The organism is Polaromonas sp. A23, from assembly GCF_002001015.1.
Classification (GTDB): Bacteria; Pseudomonadota; Gammaproteobacteria; order Burkholderiales; family Burkholderiaceae_C; genus Polaromonas.
In genome coordinates this window covers 1-16,140 of record NZ_MUNO01000004.1, presented here as the reverse complement: position 1 = coordinate 16,140, position 16,140 = coordinate 1, and the positions used below count along the sequence as shown (strand labels likewise).

Here is a 16,140-nt window from a genome sequence, read left to right as displayed (position 1 = left end):
TTTGTTCAGAGGCCAGCTCGCCCCGGCACAACCGGCAGGAGGATATGGGAAGCCTCGGCGCCGCCCAGATGCACGCGGTTGAGCGCCTTCACGCGCTCGCTGCCGCCGCCCTCGGGCGCGCCGGTGTTCGGGTTTACGTCGAAGCGCGGAAAATTGCTGCTTGAAATGTCCAGGCGAATACGGTGGCCCTTCTTGAACAGGTTTGACGTAGGCATGGGCTCAATCGTGATTTCAGCTACTTCGCCGGGCGTCAGCATCTCGGGGTGTTCCCAGGATCGCCGGTAGCGGCAACGCAGAATGCCATCCGTGATGTTCATCGCATAACCTTCCGGGTAGTCGACGCTGGGTGGGTAAAGGTCGATGAGCTTGGCGGTGAAGTCGGTGTCCGGCGCGCTTGAGGAAATCCACAGCTTGATCACCACCGGCCCCGTGACTTCGAGGTCTTGCTCGAGCGGTGGCGACTGGAACACCAGGATGTCATCGCGCTCCGACAGCGGCCCGTAGGGGAGTCCTGCGCCGAAAATGTTTTCGTGGGTGCGCTGGTCGTAGGCGCCGGCGGTCATCAGCGGCTCGCCGGAGGTGATGGAGCCGCCAATCGTGGGCACCGGGTCGGAAGGATCGAACTCATACTCCAGCACGCTGCCCTGCTCAGCAGGCCGCACCGCCAGTGTGCCGTCGCCGTGCAAATACCAGGGCACGAACCGCGTACCCGGCACAGGCCAGTCACTGGCGCTGAGCCAGCCGCCACCGTGATCGAGCCGGCCCTCGGCCGTTCGGCCACCTGAACCGCCACCCATGCGGAAGTAGCGCACCACCGGATCGGCCGCCGACTCCTGCACCTGCCCCTGCAGCCAACGGTCGAACCAGGCCAGACGCATTTGTACATAGTTGGCGGCCAACACGCCATCGAGGCAAGCCTGCGGCCCAAAGTCGACATCGCCGGCATGGGTGACGCTGCGTTCGCCGTGCGTCCAGGGCCCGAGCACCATGCGCGCGACACCATTCTTGCGACGTGAAATGCCGACATAGTTGTCGGTGGTGGTCTGAGCGTAGGGATCCCACCAGCCGCACATCAGCATGACCGGGATGCCGTCGAACACGTCATAGTGGCCAGCGGCATACAACTCGGGCTGGCGCCAATAATCATCAAAGGTGCCGCGTTCCCACTGCTCGAACAGATAGTCCTCGTATTCCGGCACCCACTTCAACGGCGAATGCCCGCGCCGCCATGGCAGGGCCGCAAACCAGGCCCCGATGTCTTCGGCGGCAAGCGCCTGCATGGTGGCAGTGTCGTGTGCATCCGTCTCGAGACACTGCGCGTTCTTGAAAGCCCAAGTGGCTTGCTTGAGCTCAAAGGCGCCGCCGTGCCGAATGCCGCCCCGGTAGGCGTTGGAAAACCCACCGCACTCAAGGAACATGGCGGTCAAGCCAGCAGGCCGCTGGCTGGCCAGTGCGGTTTGGGTGTGGGCGGCATAGGAAAGGCCATAGGTTCCCACGCGCCCATTGCACCAGCTCTGGCTGGTGAGCCAGGCCAGAGTGTCGGCACCGTCGTTCGCCTCGCCCAGGTACTTGGTGAAGCGCCCTTCGGAATCGAAGCGGCCGCGGCAATCCTGCACCACCACCGCGTAGCCGTACCGCGCGAACTGCTCTGCCACTTCGCCGCGGCGCATTGGCTGGTCATAGACGGCTGTTCGCTCACGCCGCGTCTCGGCGTTTCTGCCGTAGGGCGTCCGTTCCAGCAATACAGGGAACGGTCCGCCCGTCGCGGGCAAATAGACGTCGGTGGCCAGACGTACGCCGTCGCGCATGGCGACCATGGTCGTGGTCTTCACCACATTCGCCATTTCGAGTTGGTTTTCTTCCAGGTTCATAGAGATCATCTGCAACCCGTCAATCCACTTTGAGGTTACGGTCCTTGATGATCTTGGACCAGCGTGCCGTGTCTTCCTGGATGAAACGGGCCAGTTCCTGCGCGCTACTGGGCGCAGCATCGGCGCCCTGCTCCGTCAGTTGCCGAACCACGTCCTGATCGGTCAACACGCGTTGCAGCGCGGCGCTAACCCTGGAAACGATATCCGGTGGCGTACGCGCCGGGGCGAACAGCGCATACCAGATGTCATATTCGAAGCCCGTAACGCCGGCCTCGGCCATGGTTGGCACATCCGGCAAGGTGCGCGTTCGCTTGGCATTGGCCACCGCCAGCGGCACCAGCTTGCCACTTTTGACGTGGAGCGTCACGCTGGACAAGGCATTGATGCCCAGATGCACATGGCCACCCATCAATTCGTTGACCGCAGGCGCGCCACCCTTGTACGGAATGTGCACCATGTGCGTGCCGGTCAAGGCCTGGAACATTTCCATAGACAGATGGCCGGGGCTGCCCGACCCGCTGGAGCTGTAGTCCAGACGGCCGGGTTTTTGCTTGGCCAACGCAACCAATTCCTTCACCGATCGCACGCCCAGCGAGGGGTGGGCAGTGAGAATCGGCACATTGATCAGCATGCGGCCGACGGGCACGAAGTCGCGTGTGGGGTTGTAGGGCAACTTGCTCTTGAGCAACGGCCCCGTGACCATGCCCGAGCCAGCACCCAGCAAAAAAGTGTAGCCGTCGGCCGGCGCCATAGCCGCCGCCTGAATGCCGGGCACCGCCGCCTTGTTTTCAATCACCACGGGCTGCCCCAGCTCGGCCCCGAGCTTGAGTGCCACCACCCGCATGGCGTTGTCGGCCGCCGCGCCGGCCGGGAACGGTACCACCACACGTATCGGTTTTTCGGGGTAAGCGGCCAGCGCGCCCTGAACCATGAGAACGGCCAGCACGGCCGCCAGAACTTGTTTGAAACTGCGCATGATCATGCCCCCTTTAGAAGTCGTGCCGCATGCCGACGCCAATGGCCCGGACTGCGACGTTGCGACGGCTGGAATCCACGCCGTCACGATCAATGAAAGCCTGCAGCTCAGTGCGCTTGGAAAGTGCATAGGCATAGGCAAGCTGTTCACGCTTGCGCTTGCCGGAGCGAGACGTCTGCACGTCGCGCTCCATGAAGTTGAGCACCACTGAATGCGCATTCTGGCTGTATTTCGCGCCGACGATCCAATAGCCGACCTCGCCGCGGCTGGTCGCCGTATTCTTGTACGAATCCTTGCCGACCAAGACATAGGGCGCAACCGGGCCGAAGGCATAGCGCACGCCAGCCTGCCATTTGTCTGAAAACTCGTTGGCCAGCAGCCCTCCAGGACGCGAATCCCTGGCGAAGCCGATGCCCGCACGCAAAGGGCCATTGGCATAGTTAAAACCGAGGTCCAGCGACTTGGCGCCGTTTTCCACATTCGGAGTCGCCGGCGCACCGCGCACGTAATAGCGTGCCCGAACGTCGAAGCCGCCCCAGTTGGGGCTCATGTAGCCGATCGAATTGGACGTCCGGTTGCGCCCATTCAGTATGGTGGTGCCGATCGCCGTCGCGCCGGCGTCGTTGGCGGCAAACGAGACGATGGAAGTGACCTGCGAGTACAGCGGCGAGCCAGTCGGGTTGGATGAATCCAGCCGGCCGAGAGCAATGGCACCAAAGCTGCCGCGAAGGCCCGTGTAGCTGTTGCGATAAAGCGGATCCGTACCGCTGCCGTCGTCGGCGCTAATGCCCATCTCCAGGCCAAAGAAAGCACCCAGGCCGCCGCCCAGATCCTCGGTACCGCGAAAGCCCAGCCGGGAGGCGTTGTCGCGCAACTCCTTAACCGCACCGGCGCCGCTGATGCTGTTGGCCGTCAGGCGCACCTGACCATAGATTTGCGTCGACTGGGCGCTTGCGGGCGGTAACGCTGCAGCCATCAAGCTGCCTCCGACTGCAGCAGCTGCATACATACATGTCTTCATCGAATCTCACTCCTCGTGGTTGTAAAAATTTGGTGGAGCGGATTGTGTTGTGAGGTTCGACGACCCACAACGGTATGATGATTTCGCATTGCCCTATGCGAATTGCGTGGCACTTGCGGCGTCACGACGGACCTGCAAAGATGGCACCGTCTCACGCACTTACCTCGCACCTGACTGGTTATGAACTTCAAACAGCTGGAAGCTTTTCAAGCCATCATGGCCAGTGGCTCTACCACCGGTGCCGCCGAACGCCTGGGGCTGTCGCAGTCGGCCATCAGCCGTCTGCTCGGCCAGCTCGAGGAAGACTTGGGCCTGCGGCTATTCATCCGGGAGAAAGGCAGACTGGTCCCGACGCGCGAGGCCGAGGCCCTGTTGCAGGACGCGCATGGCCTGGTCGATTCAGCCCAATGCTTCCGGCGCCATTCGGAGCAGCTGCGACTAGGTGGATTCAAGCGGCGCTTGCTGAAGGTGGCCGTGCCAAGCACGCTGGCCTCGCAACTCATGCCCGCAATCGCAAAGAAATTCATGCACGAGCATCCCCAGGTCGTGCTGGAGGTGCTGTCCGGCTCCTATACCGATACCGAGCGGGCTATCCTGAGCCGCGACGCCGATATCGGCTTGGTGCGCCTTCCCATGGAGATGCCGGGCTTGCAGGCAATTGCCTGCCTGGAGTCAGACGCCGTGTGCATCATGCCCAAGGGCCACCCTCTCGAAAAACTCGATGTCGTCGCCCCTCTTGATCTCGAAGATGTCTCGCTGATTCTGCTGGGCCGACAGCGCCTTATCCGCCACGAAATCGACATGGCATTTCGTCATGCTCGCGTGCTGCCGCGCGTTGCGATCGAAGTCCATTCAGTCAGCGTGGCCTGCGGCTTCGTGGCGCAAGGAATGGGTGTGTCTATCGTCAATGCCTTGCTGGCCAGTTATTGCAAGGACAAGGAATTTTCCAGCCGGCCGTTCAGTCCGCGCATCAGCTACCAGCTGGGTATCGCCAGCATTGAAAATTCACCGGCGGCGGCTCTGAGCGAAGCGTTCTCGCAGCTCCTCGTCAATGCCATCCTGGCGGCCGCCAAGCCTGAAGACTACACGCGCCGCATCGATGGCGGCCGGCCGTCATAAGCTGCCGTCAAATCACGTCGCGCAGGCGAAGCGCCTCAAAACGGCCGTTTTCCCATAAGTTTTTCATTGAAGCGTCCTGGCTCAGCAGCAGCTGCGCCATCAGTGGCTCCAGTGCTGTGGCATCCGGGTCGGCCAGCAACAGGTAGCGTGCTTCGTGCTCGTCGTCCGGGTCGGTCAGCTGGCCGATCCAGTCCAGCGCCATCAGTGTTTCCAGCACGGGTTCCAGCTGCAGCACGTCCACCTGCAGCGCACGCGCCAGCTCTGAGCCCTCCATGCCAATACGTGTGGTGCTGCGCGCGCGGTGCAGCTCCTGCAGCAGCTCCACCGCCAGCTGGAACTGCCAGCCGTGGCTGTTGCCGCGCCGCGCCACACCAGCCAGCAGGCTGGGCAGGTAGGCCGCAATCACCGCCCCCATCAACACAATGACCCAGGCCACGTAGATCCACACCAGCAATATCGGCAAGGTGGCAAAAGCGCCGTACACGAGGGAATAAGTCGGTACGCTGCTGAGATATAGGCCAAGAACTTTTTTGGCCACTTCAATGCCGGCCGCCACGAAAAATCCGCCCACCCAGGCATGTGCCCAACGGACAAAGGTGTTGGGCACATAGTGGTAAAGCGCCGCCATGCCACCGGCCAGCAGGAAGAACTGCAACACGTCCAGCAACACGCGCACGCTGCCCGGCATGACGCCGACCATGCCGCGTGAGCCGGAAATCACGTACGAGGTGAGCGCCAGGCTGGCTCCCAAAACCAGCGGGCCGAGCGTGATGGCAGCCCAGTAAATCAACACGCGCTGGGCGAGCGGCCGCGATTTTTTGACGCGCCAGATGCCGTTGAGCGTTCGGTCAATCGTCAGGATCAGCGCAATCGCCGTCACCAGCAGCACTGCCAGACCGGCCACACCCAGCTTATTGGCTTGCTTGGCGAACTGCGTGAGGTAGCCCAGCACCTGGCGCGAGATGTTGTCGGGAATCAGGCTGTTAACCAGCCAGACCTGCAAGGCGCCCTGCAACTTGGAAAACATCGGAAAAGCCGTGAAAATAGCCAATGCCACGGTGAAAAACGGCACCAGTGCAATGCTGGTGGTGAAGGTCAGGCTACTGGCCGTCAGGCCCATATGGTCTTCACGGAAACGCTGGCGCAGCGTGATGGCGGTGTCGCGCCAGGGGAAATGCGACAAATCCGTCAATAACTGCTGTAGGGACTGCTGGAATTTCATCCCCGGTATCATGCCATCGACAAACTTATGAACAAATCAACGCAGATCGATGCCACCCGCTGGCTCGCCGTGGGCAGCCTGGGCGCCCTGATCATTCTCGGCCTGGCCTGGGAGATGTGGCTCGCGCCGGTTCGGCCCGGCGGCTCGCTGCTGGCCCTGAAGGTATTGCCACTGTGCTTTCCGTTGGCCGGCCTGCTGAAAAACCGCATGTACACCTACCGCTGGCTAAGCCTGATGGTGTGGCTGTATTTCACCGAGGGTGCAGTCCGCGCGTGGAGCGACAAACCGCCCGGCAACTACCTCGCCATGACAGAAGTGGCGCTATGCCTGCTGCTGTTTACCGCCTGCGCCCTGCACGTGCGCATCCGCCTTAAAAAAGCCCCCCTTCCCGCCTGAAGCTTATGAACGAAATCCTCACTGCCCTGCGCGCCGTCGTCGGCGCAGCCAACGTATTGTCTGAAGGTGACCTCTCGGCCTGGGAGCTGGACTGGCGCAAACGCGCGCGCGGCAAGGCACTGGCCGTGGTCCGCCCCGGCAATACCGGCGAAGTGGCGGCCGTCGTCAAAGCCTGCATGGCGGCGGGCATCAGCCTGGTGCCGCAGGGTGGCAACACCGGCCTGGTCGGCGGCTCGACCCCTGACGATTCCGGCCGGCAGGTGGTGCTGAGCCTGCAACGCATGAATGCGGTGCGCGCGCTCGACATGCCCAACCTGACCATGACGGTGGAGGCGGGTTGCATTTTGCAGACCCTGCAGGAAACCGCTGAAAAAGCCGGCCTGTTGTTTCCGCTGAGCCTGGCTGCAGAAGGTAGTTGCACGATAGGTGGCAACCTGGGCAGCAACGCCGGCGGCACGCAGGTGGTTCGTTATGGCAACGCGCGTGACTTGTGCCTGGGTCTGGAAGTAGTGACGGCGCAGGGAGACATCTGGGAAGGCCTTTCAGGCCTGCGCAAAGACAATACCGGCTACGACCTGCGCGATCTTTTCATCGGCAGCGAAGGAACCCTGGGCATCATCACCGCGGCCACCATGAAGCTCTACCCCATGCCCGCGGCGCAGCTGACCGCGTGGGCGGCCGTGCCGTCCATGGAAGACGCCGTCACCCTGCTCGGGCTGGCGCACCGCAACCTGGGTGCCGGCCTGACAGGTTTCGAAGTCATGGGCCAGTTCGCGCTGAGCCTGGTTGCAAAACATTTTCCCAAACAACGCGTGCCCTTCCATGAAGACACGCCGTTTTGCGTGCTGCTGGAGAACTCCGACCACGAGTCTGAAACCCATGCGCGTGAGCAGTTTGAACGCCTGCTGGAAATGGCCATGGAAGAAGGCTGTATCACGGACGCCGTGGTGGCGGAAAACCTGCAGCAGGCCCGCCAGCTCTGGCACCTGCGGGAAAGCATTCCGCTGGCCCAGGCCGAGGAAGGCCTGAACATCAAGCACGACATCTCCGTGCCGGTCTCGCTGATTCCGGAATTTGTGCGCGCGACCAACTTGCTGCTGACCAAGGCCATTCCCGGCGTGCGCCTCGTCAACTTCGGCCATCTGGGCGACGGCAACCTGCACTACAACGTGCAGGCGCCTGCCAAAGGCGACCCCGCCGCCTTCCTGCGTGAGCAGGAAGAACGGGTCAATGCCCTGGTCTATGACTCGGTACAGAAATTTGGTGGCTCGATTTCCGCCGAACACGGTGTCGGCAGCCTCAAGGTGGGTAAACTGGAACAACACAAATCGCCTGTAGCCCTGGGCATGATGCGCGCGATCAAGCAGGCGCTGGACCCGGAGAATCTGATGAACCCGGGGCGTGTGTTGCGCATGTAACCTTAGCTCCTGAGATGGCGCACCTGCGGCCCGGGTCCGGCTCTACGGATGTTTCGCGTCCCCGATCGCCGCCTGATATTCGGCCCACGACGCACACGATGAATACCGTTGCCGGCTGGGGCCCGGCCACCTGAAGTACAAAGCCACGCCGCCAGGCGCAGAGAACGGCTTGTGGCAGACAAGCGTATCGACGGATACGAGGTTGTCGCAAAAGGCAGAGTTCTGCGCCCCAAAGTGCCGGGCAACGGTGCCGGCCACGTCGTCACCCAACATGGCGCCAGCAATCAGGTCCTGAAAAGGATGGAGCCGGAACTGTGCCTCGAAAAATTCCTCGCTCAGCCGTTCTTCGTACCACTCAAAGGGGTCGACGGCGTCGCTGCTCGTGTTGAACCCAGAGATCAGAACCTCACCACGCTCCGACACTTCCGCAAGAATCGCTCCTGTGCTGTCATAGACGTTCAGCTGAAACGCAGATACCGAGAGCCGGCGGCAGAGCTCGGCAAGACGCATTCGTGGAACTCCCGCCGCGCGTTCGGCCAGCAACTCAAGGGGGGCTGTCTGGACGACGGTCCATGACGGAGCCCCTGGGAAAATTGCAGCGCCCCACAAATCGTTGTGCAGGGCACGTTCGTACTGCATCGGCTCGACGAGGGCCCTCTCACGCTGCACAGGAGAAGGTATTCGCTCCATGCCTTCGGTGCGGCAGACAGCTTCCAGCGCATTGGCAACCGCGCTGACGTCTCCGTGGTGGATGTAGGTCGTATTCACCCAGTAACCCATAGGCTCCTCCCCCGAATCTGGCGTCAAAACAAAGCAGCATTCTGCCCCGGAGTACCCGGACCGGGCAACCCGTCAGGCATCGCGTCCCAACCATTTCTCAAGGCAGATTCCGTCTGCAATGCCGCTGTACATTGCAGTTTTGATGACGCGCTCGTGATAGCCATGCTCGTTGTAGAAGCTTCGGGCGGCATCATTGTCCCTTCGAGCCTCCACGCGAATGCGTTTGGCACCCGCTGATCGCGCTGCAGCTTCCAGCCAAAGGAGTACCGCGCTTCCAATACCGCGGCGTTGTCTGGTGCTGCGCACTGCAAGCAGTAACAAGTGCGCATCATCCTCGGCGTAGAACATGATTCCGAACGCGGCAACGGCATCCGGTTCACCCACGACGACTACGTTTGTGTTTGGATCCTTGATCGTCCGGCTCACCCGGCCAACTGTCCAGCGCCAGGGCAGACCCTGCTCGATGGAATCGCGAGACATGTGCGCGATGTCAGCTGCATCGGCCAAGGTGGCAAAGCGAATTGCAAGGTCAGAAATCATCGTGACGCCTAACTAACTCTGAAGGTAACCGTCTCCTGCAAGGCCCAGGTTCTCATACGCAAGTTGCCCCATATTTGGCTCGGAGAGCCTATAGCCGAGTCTTTCGACAATTCGCTCAGCACCAAGACTCTCGTAGAAGGCAATCCCCCTCGCATTCGATGCCTTGACGGGCCAGTCGATGCGGCGGCAACCACTCTCATAGGCATACCGGGCCACCCACGACATGAGCGCTTTGCCCACACCCCGGTTTCTCGCCAGGGGGCGCACATAAAGCTCTTTCAGCTGGCAATGCTTGCGCTTGTCCACGGCAAAGTCAACAAGAGAATAAACCAGCGTGATGGCTGCCAAGCCAAGCACCTCTGCATCGTCTCCAGAAGCCACAATCAAACGATGGGGCGACTTATCGGCCAAGAGGTTCTCAAGCAGATGTTCTCGCACCATATCCCGAGACACCACAGAACCTTCGTTGTAGTAGGTGTGCAGCTCGCACAACAGGTCTATCAGCGACTCATGCTGGGTTTCAGAGACTGGTTCAATACGCATACGGTGTCCTGGAGGCTATCGCTGGCGCCTGGTTGGCCACTCTGTTAAAGCTCATATGTCGAGATTGAGATGCCAGCGGGCACCAACCCCCTTGGCCTTCGTGAATACTTCTTCGTACTCACCCAAGTCCTCAAGAACAGCCTTTGAATTCGTGACTGAGCTGGGGTTGACGCGAATATGGTCGGCAAGCTTTTGAATGAAGCCAAGCCCTTCCTCCGGAGTGAACCACTTCTCCTCCTGTCCGGGTATGTCCACCTCCTCGCCAAGCATGTCTTCAATGTCGTCGGCAGACATGGTTATAAAGTCTTCAAAGGTCGGGATACCCAGTTTTTTTGAAATGACTTCCAGCTTCTGCGCTTCTTTCGCCAAGGCCTTGCCGTTCACAAACGTGTCGAACCCGGGATCTTCCTTGTCCAGAACTACATAGAACGCGACGCTCATGGTTTCTCCTGTTAAATGAAATTAAGGTTTCAAATGAAAAACGCAAGCCGGCACGCGAAGCCTTGCCGCCGGAGCATCTTCCCCGATTTTGGTCGATCAGGCATGCATCACCCACCAAGCACCAGCGCCCGCGATCAGAATCAACACGCCTGACGCAACGGCTGTCGCGTAATGGTTCAGGCGCATGCGGGAGGCACCAGGTGCAATAAACGCGGCAGAAGGTGCCGCAAGGTCGACCAGGATATCTACCGAAGCCCCGCGGCTTACGGACCCCATGAACGTCCCGGCCTCGCGCTCCGAATGAAAGTCGAACGCAGAGTCAGAAACCCCCAGTACGCTGCTGCTGAAAGTCTTGCCCTGAAATGCATATTCGTACATCAGCCGCGGGCGCAAGTGCGGGGCGTCCTCGTTACTGCTGGTTAAATTTTCAAGGATCGATCTGACGACGGTGGCCTTGACCGAGGGCCACTTTGAGATGGCACGTATTCGCCGCAGCCGGTGCAGCCCATAGGCAATCAGCGCGAAAGCGCCAAGTACCAGCATGGATAGCAACACTTCCTGCATGCTTAGCATCCAGGGCCACCGGCGCGGAACATGCGCAACGAGGCGGCCACATGGTGCTGCCGCATATCTGCGCGAGTCGACCAATTAACGTTCATCTTGAGTAACTTTCATGACAAAAAATGAGGTCTCCCTCAACGCCTTTCGGGCGGTTTGAGAGATGAATGTGATCATAAACGGCCCTCATGCGCCGCCGCGACACGGCGCACTGGCCTCGGATCACCCCACCATCCCGGGAGGCAGGTGCTGCGGGCATAATTAAAACCTTGATCACGCCCTTGCCACATTCCGTATTGTTTTCTCCCGGTTCAAGCTGACTGGTTTTTTCCCATGACCCATCCCATCCGCTCCCAGTACGAAGATTTCATGCGCCATGTGGACGGCCACGGCGTGTTCAAGGCCGACCGCACCGGCACCGGAACCAAAAGCGTGTTCGGCTACCAGATGCGCTTTGACCTGAACGAGGGCTTTCCGCTGGTAACAACCAAGAAAGTCCACCTCAAGTCCATCGTGCACGAGCTGCTGTGGTTTCTGCAGGGTTCGAGTGACAACAACTGGCTGAAGGAACGCGGCGTCACCATCTGGGACGAATGGGCGCGCGAGGACGGCGACCTTGGGCCCGTGTATGGCGTGCAGTGGCGCAGCTGGCCCACACCGGACGGCGGCCACATCGACCAGATCGCCGACGTCATCAAGACCCTGAAGACCAACCCCGACTCGCGCCGCATCATCGTCAGCGCCTGGAACGTGGCTGATCTGTCGAAGATGGCCTTGATGCCCTGCCACGCGTTTTTTCAGTTTTATGTAGCACCACCGGCTGAAGCAGGCGGCAAGGGCAAGCTCAGTTGCCAGCTCTACCAGCGCAGCGCTGATATTTTCCTTGGCGTGCCGTTCAATATTGCCAGTTACGCGTTGCTGACGCACATGGTGGCCCAGCAATGCGGCCTGGACGTTGGCGACTTCATCTGGACTGGCGGCGACTGCCACATCTACAGCAACCACGCTGAACAGGTGGCGCTGCAACTGAGCCGCGCACCCTTCCCCTATCCGACGTTGAAAATCAAGCGCAAGCCTGCATCGATCTTTGATTACGAGTTCGACGACTTCGAGTTTCTTGATTACCAGCACCATGCGGCGATCAAGGCGCCGGTGGCGGTATGAAGGCGCTTGGCGAGGGCCCACGCGCAGCGGGGATCGACACGCCGCAATGCCGCCGGGAGCCGACTCCTCCGGCTTTTGAAAACTACTTCGTTCGGGAGGCGACGGTATGAAGGCGCTTGGCGAGGGCCCACGCGTAGCGGGGATCGACACGCCGCAATGCCGCTGGGCGCCGACACCTTTGACTTTTGAAAACTACCTGGCTGGTGAGGCGAAGGTGTAGCCATGCCTGTGCAGGGCGTCAGCCACATCACCTTCATCGTGCGCGACCTGGATCGCATGGCAACTTTTTTGTGCGAAGGCCTGGGTGCAAAAGAGGTCTACGACAGCAAGGCGAAAAATTTCTCCCTCGCACGGGAGAAATTTTTTGTGCTCGGCGACACCTGGCTGGCGGCCATGGAGGGCGAACCGCCAACTGAACGTACCTACCGACATCTGGCATTGAAGGTTGAGGCGGATGAGCTGCTCTACTTTGAAGCCCGACTGCGAGCCATAGGCGCTGAAGTCAAGGAGGCTCGCCCGCGCGTCCCTGGTGAAGGGCAATCGCTGTATTTTTATGATTTTGACAACCACCTGTTCGAATTGCACACAGGAACGCTCGAAGAGCGGCTCAGGAACTACAGCGCATGACTACTCCCAACATCAACATGATCTTCGCTCGCGCCGCCAATGGCGTCATCGGCAAGGACGGCACCATGCCCTGGCATGTGCCGGAAGACCTCGCGCACTTCAAGCAACTGACCCATGGCTGTCCAGTCATCATGGGCCGCAAGACCTGGGATTCGTTGCCGCCAAAGTTTCGCCCCCTGCCCGGCCGGACCAACATCGTGATCACGCGGCAGGACGACTGGGCAGCCGACGGCGCGACGCGCGTTGGCAGCCTGGAAGAAGCCCTCCAACGGGCGGGTTCCACCCCGGACATCTGGGTCATCGGCGGCGCGCAAATTTATGCGCAGGCCGAACCGATGGCCCGCCGCATTGAAGTCACGGAAATTGCGCGGGACTTTGAGGGTGACGCTTATGCCCCGACGCTGGGCAACAGCTGGCGCGAAACCGCGCGCAGCAGCATGCACGTGTCGACCAAAGGCCTGCCCTTCAGTTTTGTCACGCTGGAGCGCCCATGAAAATCGCCACCTGGAATGTCAACTCCCTGGCCGTGCGCCTGCCACAGGTACTGGACTGGCTGGCGGCCAACCCTGTTGATGCGCTGTGCCTGCAGGAGCTCAAGCTCAGCGATGACAAGTTCCCGCTGGCCGCGCTGGCCGCGGCGGGTTACGAAAGCGCTGTCTTTGGTCAGAAGACCTATAACGGTGTCGCCATCCTTAGCCGCGCGCCGGCACGCAACATCGTGAAAAACATCGTGGGGTTCACCGACGAGCAGTCCCGCGTGATTGCCGTCACCCTAGACACGCCGAAAGGCGATCTGCGCCTGGTCAACGGTTATTTCGTTAATGGCCAGGCACCGGGCACCGACAAGTTCGACTACAAGATGAAATGGCTGGACGGATTGCGCAACTGGCTGCGTGAGGAACTGGCAGCACAGCCGAACCTGGTGTTGGTTGGCGACTTCAACATCACGTCCGACGACCGCGACACTTACGACGCCGAAGGCCTGCGCGAGACCATCCATCACACCACCGAAGAGCGGGAGCATTTGAAGGCGCTGCTAAGTCTGGGGCTGCACGATGCATTCCGCCTGTTTGAGCAGCCGGAGAAAAGCTACTCGTGGTGGGACTACCGGGAGTTCGCCTTCCGGCGCAACCGCGGTCTGCGCATTGACTACATTCTGGTGAGCGACGCGCTCAAATCCAGCGTCACCAGCTGTGTGATCGACAAGGCGCCACGTAAAAACGAGCGCCCCAGTGACCACGTACCCGTGTGGGCAGAATTCAATTTGCTATAAATAATATAGCTGCTTGCATCCGTAAACAAAGGGCCAATGGCCTATTTCACTATCAAACGCGGAGCAACCTGCCCTGGAGACTCCGTCGACTCGGCGATGACGCCCTTGGCGTGACGCTGGCCATTACACACCTCATGGCTGATGGCCAGATTTTCTGCATGGCTGTTGCCGCCTTCACTCAGCGGCAGGATGTGCTCCAGCGTGGCGGCGGCCGGCAGCACGTGCTCGCCACACACCCAGCACGGCACCTTGCCATGCAATTGCCGTGCGACAGTTCTGTAGATTTTTTCTCGGATCAGGGATAAACGGCTCATGCTCGAACTTTAAATCACCGTAGGCCGTCCAAACGCCCGGGCCAGATTCGCACTCAGTACCAGCGTGAGGTCACCCGCAGTGAACGAGCACCCGGGATCTTCATTCAAGCAGGGGCCGCGGAACCGGCTTCGCCGGGCCGCAGGCGCAGCGCCCCCTCGGGGGCAGCGCAGTACGCGAAGCGACAAGCGTGGGGGCTCGTCTACTCCAGATGAAGCTCCTGAATCTTTCGCGTGATGGTGTTGCGGCCAATACCGAGTTTCTGCGCGGCTTCAATACGCCGCCCCCGGGTGTTGAGCAAAGCGGTCTGGATCAGCCTGGACTCAAAACGCCGCGTCAGCACATCCCAAACGTCGCTGCGGCCGGTGGCCAGCAAAGCCATGGCTTCGGCTTCCAGCCCGTTTTCCCACGTGCTGCCGCCCTCCATTACAGGAAGTGCGGGCGCCTGCGTCGGTGCAATAGCGCTGCCGGAATGCAACTGATCGGTCGGAGCGGTACGGGGCACCTCTACAGGCAGCGCTTGTGGCCGCGGAGTAAGTCCACCTTCGATCAGCACCGGAGTCTTCCCCGGTTCAGGTACCGCGCCCAGCACCTCGGGTGGCAAATCTTTGGCCTCAATGACGAGGGCCGGCGCCATGACGGTCAGCCAGTGGCAGATGTTCTCCAGCTGGCGCACATTGCCGGGAAAACCGAAGATACTCAGTTGCTGCAGCGCAGCGTCGGAAATGCGCTTGGGCTCCACGCCCAGTTGCTTGGCGCTTTGCTGCAGGAAGTGGCGCGTCAACATGAATACGTCTTCACGCCGCTCGCGCAGTGCCGGCAGGCGCAGGCGGATCACGTTGAGGCGGTGAAACAGATCCTCACGGAAACCGCCTTCCTTGACGCGCTGCTCCAGGTCCTGGTGCGTCGCGGCAATCACGCGCACATTGGTTTTGACGGCGTTGTGGCCGCCGACGCGGTAGAAATTTCCATCGCTCAACACACGCAACAGGCGCGTCTGCAAATCAAACGGCATGTCGCCAATCTCGTCAAGGAACAGAGTGCCGCCGTCAGCCTGCTCGAAACGGCCGCGGCGCATGGTCTGCGCGCCGGTGAAAGCACCGCGCTCGTGGCCGAACAGCTCGGACTCCAGCAGATCCTTGGGGATGGCCGCTGTGTTGATGGCCACAAAAGGGCCGTTGGCACGGGGAGAGTGTTTGTGCAGGGCGCGCGCGACAAGCTCCTTGCCGGAGCCGGACTCGCCGGTGATCATCACCGTCACCATGCTCTGGCTCAGACGGCCGATGGCACGGAACACGTCCTGCATGGCGGGCGCCTGGCCCAGCATTTCGGGCGTGGCCGCCATGCGCTCTTCGTCCACCTCTTCGCGCTGGCTTTCCTCGACGGCGCGGCGAATCAGCTCGACCGCCTTGGGCAAGTCGAAAGGCTTGGGAAGGTATTCAAAAGCACCGCCCTGGAAAGCCGAAACGGCACTGTCCAGGTCGGAAAAGGCGGTCATGATGATGACCGGCAGGCCAGGCAGCTTTTCCTTGACCTTTTCGAGCAAATCGAGGCCCGAGCCGCCGGGCATGCGAATGTCGCTGACGAGAACCTGGGGGCCGTCTTCTTCTGTGGCGTTTTCCAGAGCATTGAGTACTTCGCGCGGATTGGTGAAGCTGCGCGTCGGCAGGCCCTCGCGGAGCAAAGCTTTTTCCAGTACAAACCGGATGGACTGGTCATCATCAACAATCCAGATCGGTTTCATGTTCTTGTCCCTTTGTGTGACCGTTATCTGTAAAAACAGACTTCAAGGCAGAGGTATCAGCAACTTGAAATCCGTGCGGCCCGGGACGCTTTCGCACTCAATCAAGCCATGGTGCTGCTGAACAAAGGTTTGCGC

18 protein-coding genes are annotated in these 16,140 nt (G+C 60.7%); 7 read left to right on the top strand and 11 right to left on the bottom strand.

Going from position 1 to position 16,140, the window contains the following annotated elements; genetic code table 11:
* Positions 1-5: 5 nt before the first annotated feature.
* The 3 genes from B0B52_RS00885 to B0B52_RS00875 are packed head-to-tail and all read right to left on the bottom strand — an operon-like array spanning position 6 to position 3,823.
* On the bottom strand, positions 6-1,871 hold the full coding sequence (locus tag B0B52_RS00885; RefSeq protein WP_254425595.1) for a CocE/NonD family hydrolase: 1,866 nt from the start codon (positions 1,869-1,871) through the stop codon (positions 6-8).
* Positions 1,872-1,890: 19 nt separating this feature from the next.
* Entirely contained in the window at positions 1,891-2,847 is a 957-nt protein-coding gene (locus B0B52_RS00880; protein WP_077591830.1) for a tripartite tricarboxylate transporter substrate binding protein, read from the bottom strand.
* Between the two features lie 13 nt (positions 2,848-2,860).
* Positions 2,861-3,823, bottom strand: a complete 963-nt coding sequence (locus B0B52_RS00875) for a porin (protein WP_254425594.1) — start codon at positions 3,821-3,823, stop codon at positions 2,861-2,863.
* Positions 3,824-4,048: 225 nt separating this feature from the next.
* On the opposite strand from B0B52_RS00875, the gene B0B52_RS00870 reads away from it, so the two are divergent.
* Positions 4,049-4,987, top strand: a complete 939-nt coding sequence (locus B0B52_RS00870; protein WP_077591722.1) for a LysR family transcriptional regulator — start codon at positions 4,049-4,051, stop codon at positions 4,985-4,987.
* A gap of 7 nt (positions 4,988-4,994) precedes the next feature.
* On the opposite strand, the gene B0B52_RS00865 is transcribed toward B0B52_RS00870, so the two are convergent.
* Complete coding sequence (locus B0B52_RS00865; RefSeq protein ID WP_077591721.1) at positions 4,995-6,209, bottom strand: YihY family inner membrane protein; 1,215 nt, start codon at positions 6,207-6,209, stop codon at positions 4,995-4,997.
* Positions 6,210-6,236: 27 nt separating this feature from the next.
* On the opposite strand from B0B52_RS00865, the gene B0B52_RS00860 reads away from it, so the two are divergent.
* Positions 6,237-6,605: a DUF2069 domain-containing protein gene (locus B0B52_RS00860; RefSeq protein WP_077591720.1), complete on the top strand. Its 369-nt coding sequence runs from the start codon at positions 6,237-6,239 to the stop codon at positions 6,603-6,605.
* 5 nt (positions 6,606-6,610) lie between these two features.
* Positions 6,611-8,023, top strand: coding sequence for an FAD-binding oxidoreductase (locus B0B52_RS00855; protein ID WP_077591719.1), 1,413 nt, complete (start codon positions 6,611-6,613; stop codon positions 8,021-8,023).
* 42 nt (positions 8,024-8,065) lie between these two features.
* On the opposite strand, the gene B0B52_RS00850 is transcribed toward B0B52_RS00855, so the two are convergent.
* The 5 genes from B0B52_RS00850 to B0B52_RS00830 form a co-directional block, all read right to left on the bottom strand.
* Entirely contained in the window at positions 8,066-8,803 is a 738-nt protein-coding gene (locus tag B0B52_RS00850) for a hypothetical protein (protein ID WP_077591718.1), read from the bottom strand.
* A 72-nt stretch (positions 8,804-8,875) separates the two neighbouring features.
* On the bottom strand, positions 8,876-9,343 hold the full coding sequence (locus B0B52_RS00845) for a GNAT family N-acetyltransferase (protein WP_077591717.1): 468 nt from the start codon (positions 9,341-9,343) through the stop codon (positions 8,876-8,878).
* A gap of 12 nt (positions 9,344-9,355) precedes the next feature.
* Positions 9,356-9,886: a GNAT family N-acetyltransferase gene (locus B0B52_RS00840; protein ID WP_077591716.1), complete on the bottom strand. Its 531-nt coding sequence runs from the start codon at positions 9,884-9,886 to the stop codon at positions 9,356-9,358.
* Between the two features lie 51 nt (positions 9,887-9,937).
* Positions 9,938-10,327, bottom strand: coding sequence for a hypothetical protein (locus tag B0B52_RS00835; RefSeq protein WP_077591715.1), 390 nt, complete (start codon positions 10,325-10,327; stop codon positions 9,938-9,940).
* Positions 10,328-10,423: 96 nt separating this feature from the next.
* Complete coding sequence (locus B0B52_RS00830; protein ID WP_168173455.1) at positions 10,424-10,891, bottom strand: DUF3592 domain-containing protein; 468 nt, start codon at positions 10,889-10,891, stop codon at positions 10,424-10,426.
* A gap of 327 nt (positions 10,892-11,218) precedes the next feature.
* Here B0B52_RS00830 and B0B52_RS00825 point away from each other — a divergent pair, with 327 nt between their 5' ends.
* The 4 genes from B0B52_RS00825 to xth all read left to right on the top strand — a co-directional run bounded on the left by B0B52_RS00825 (position 11,219) and on the right by xth (position 13,949).
* Positions 11,219-12,049: a thymidylate synthase gene (locus B0B52_RS00825; protein WP_077591713.1), complete on the top strand. Its 831-nt coding sequence runs from the start codon at positions 11,219-11,221 to the stop codon at positions 12,047-12,049.
* A 222-nt stretch (positions 12,050-12,271) separates the two neighbouring features.
* Positions 12,272-12,676 (top strand): FosX/FosE/FosI family fosfomycin resistance hydrolase, encoded by a 405-nt coding sequence (gene fosX / locus B0B52_RS00820; RefSeq protein ID WP_077591712.1) that lies wholly within the window; start codon positions 12,272-12,274, stop codon positions 12,674-12,676.
* Positions 12,673-13,170 carry a dihydrofolate reductase gene (locus B0B52_RS00815; protein WP_077591711.1) on the top strand — a complete coding sequence of 166 codons (498 nt, stop codon included), beginning with the start codon at positions 12,673-12,675 and terminating at the stop codon, positions 13,168-13,170. Before fosX ends, B0B52_RS00815 begins: the two co-directional genes overlap by 4 nt.
* The gene (xth, locus tag B0B52_RS00810; RefSeq protein ID WP_077591710.1) at positions 13,167-13,949 is read left to right on the top strand and encodes an exodeoxyribonuclease III; all 783 of its coding nucleotides are present in this window, start codon (positions 13,167-13,169) and stop codon (positions 13,947-13,949) included. The genes B0B52_RS00815 and xth overlap by 4 nt, the downstream gene beginning before the upstream one ends.
* A gap of 41 nt (positions 13,950-13,990) precedes the next feature.
* On the opposite strand, the gene B0B52_RS00805 is transcribed toward xth, so the two are convergent.
* Positions 13,991-14,263 carry an HNH endonuclease gene (locus B0B52_RS00805; RefSeq protein ID WP_077591709.1) on the bottom strand — a complete coding sequence of 91 codons (273 nt, stop codon included), beginning with the start codon at positions 14,261-14,263 and terminating at the stop codon, positions 13,991-13,993.
* A 200-nt stretch (positions 14,264-14,463) separates the two neighbouring features.
* Positions 14,464-16,005, bottom strand: coding sequence for a nitrogen regulation protein NR(I) (ntrC, locus tag B0B52_RS00800; RefSeq protein WP_077591708.1), 1,542 nt, complete (start codon positions 16,003-16,005; stop codon positions 14,464-14,466).
* Positions 16,006-16,140 lie beyond the last annotated feature (135 nt).

Coding starts and splice junctions, on each gene's coding strand:
- B0B52_RS00885 (WP_254425595.1), bottom strand. CDS start 1,871: ATGAACCTGGAAGAAAACCAACTCGAAATGGCGAATGTGGTGAAGACC.
- B0B52_RS00880 (WP_077591830.1), bottom strand. CDS start 2,847: ATGCGCAGTTTCAAACAAGTTCTGGCGGCCGTGCTGGCCGTTCTCATG.
- B0B52_RS00875 (WP_254425594.1), bottom strand. CDS start 3,823: ATGGCTGCAGCGTTACCGCCCGCAAGCGCCCAGTCGACGCAAATCTAT.
- B0B52_RS00870 (WP_077591722.1), top strand. CDS start 4,049: ATGAACTTCAAACAGCTGGAAGCTTTTCAAGCCATCATGGCCAGTGGC.
- B0B52_RS00865 (WP_077591721.1), bottom strand. CDS start 6,209: ATGAAATTCCAGCAGTCCCTACAGCAGTTATTGACGGATTTGTCGCAT.
- B0B52_RS00860 (WP_077591720.1), top strand. CDS start 6,237: ATGAACAAATCAACGCAGATCGATGCCACCCGCTGGCTCGCCGTGGGC.
- B0B52_RS00855 (WP_077591719.1), top strand. CDS start 6,611: ATGAACGAAATCCTCACTGCCCTGCGCGCCGTCGTCGGCGCAGCCAAC.
- B0B52_RS00850 (WP_077591718.1), bottom strand. CDS start 8,803: ATGGGTTACTGGGTGAATACGACCTACATCCACCACGGAGACGTCAGC.
- B0B52_RS00845 (WP_077591717.1), bottom strand. CDS start 9,343: ATGATTTCTGACCTTGCAATTCGCTTTGCCACCTTGGCCGATGCAGCT.
- B0B52_RS00840 (WP_077591716.1), bottom strand. CDS start 9,886: ATGCGTATTGAACCAGTCTCTGAAACCCAGCATGAGTCGCTGATAGAC.
- B0B52_RS00835 (WP_077591715.1), bottom strand. CDS start 10,327: ATGAGCGTCGCGTTCTATGTAGTTCTGGACAAGGAAGATCCCGGGTTC.
- B0B52_RS00830 (WP_168173455.1), bottom strand. CDS start 10,891: ATGCAGGAAGTGTTGCTATCCATGCTGGTACTTGGCGCTTTCGCGCTG.
- B0B52_RS00825 (WP_077591713.1), top strand. CDS start 11,219: ATGACCCATCCCATCCGCTCCCAGTACGAAGATTTCATGCGCCATGTG.
- fosX (WP_077591712.1), top strand. CDS start 12,272: ATGCCTGTGCAGGGCGTCAGCCACATCACCTTCATCGTGCGCGACCTG.
- B0B52_RS00815 (WP_077591711.1), top strand. CDS start 12,673: ATGACTACTCCCAACATCAACATGATCTTCGCTCGCGCCGCCAATGGC.
- xth (WP_077591710.1), top strand. CDS start 13,167: ATGAAAATCGCCACCTGGAATGTCAACTCCCTGGCCGTGCGCCTGCCA.
- B0B52_RS00805 (WP_077591709.1), bottom strand. CDS start 14,263: ATGAGCCGTTTATCCCTGATCCGAGAAAAAATCTACAGAACTGTCGCA.
- ntrC (WP_077591708.1), bottom strand. CDS start 16,005: ATGAAACCGATCTGGATTGTTGATGATGACCAGTCCATCCGGTTTGTA.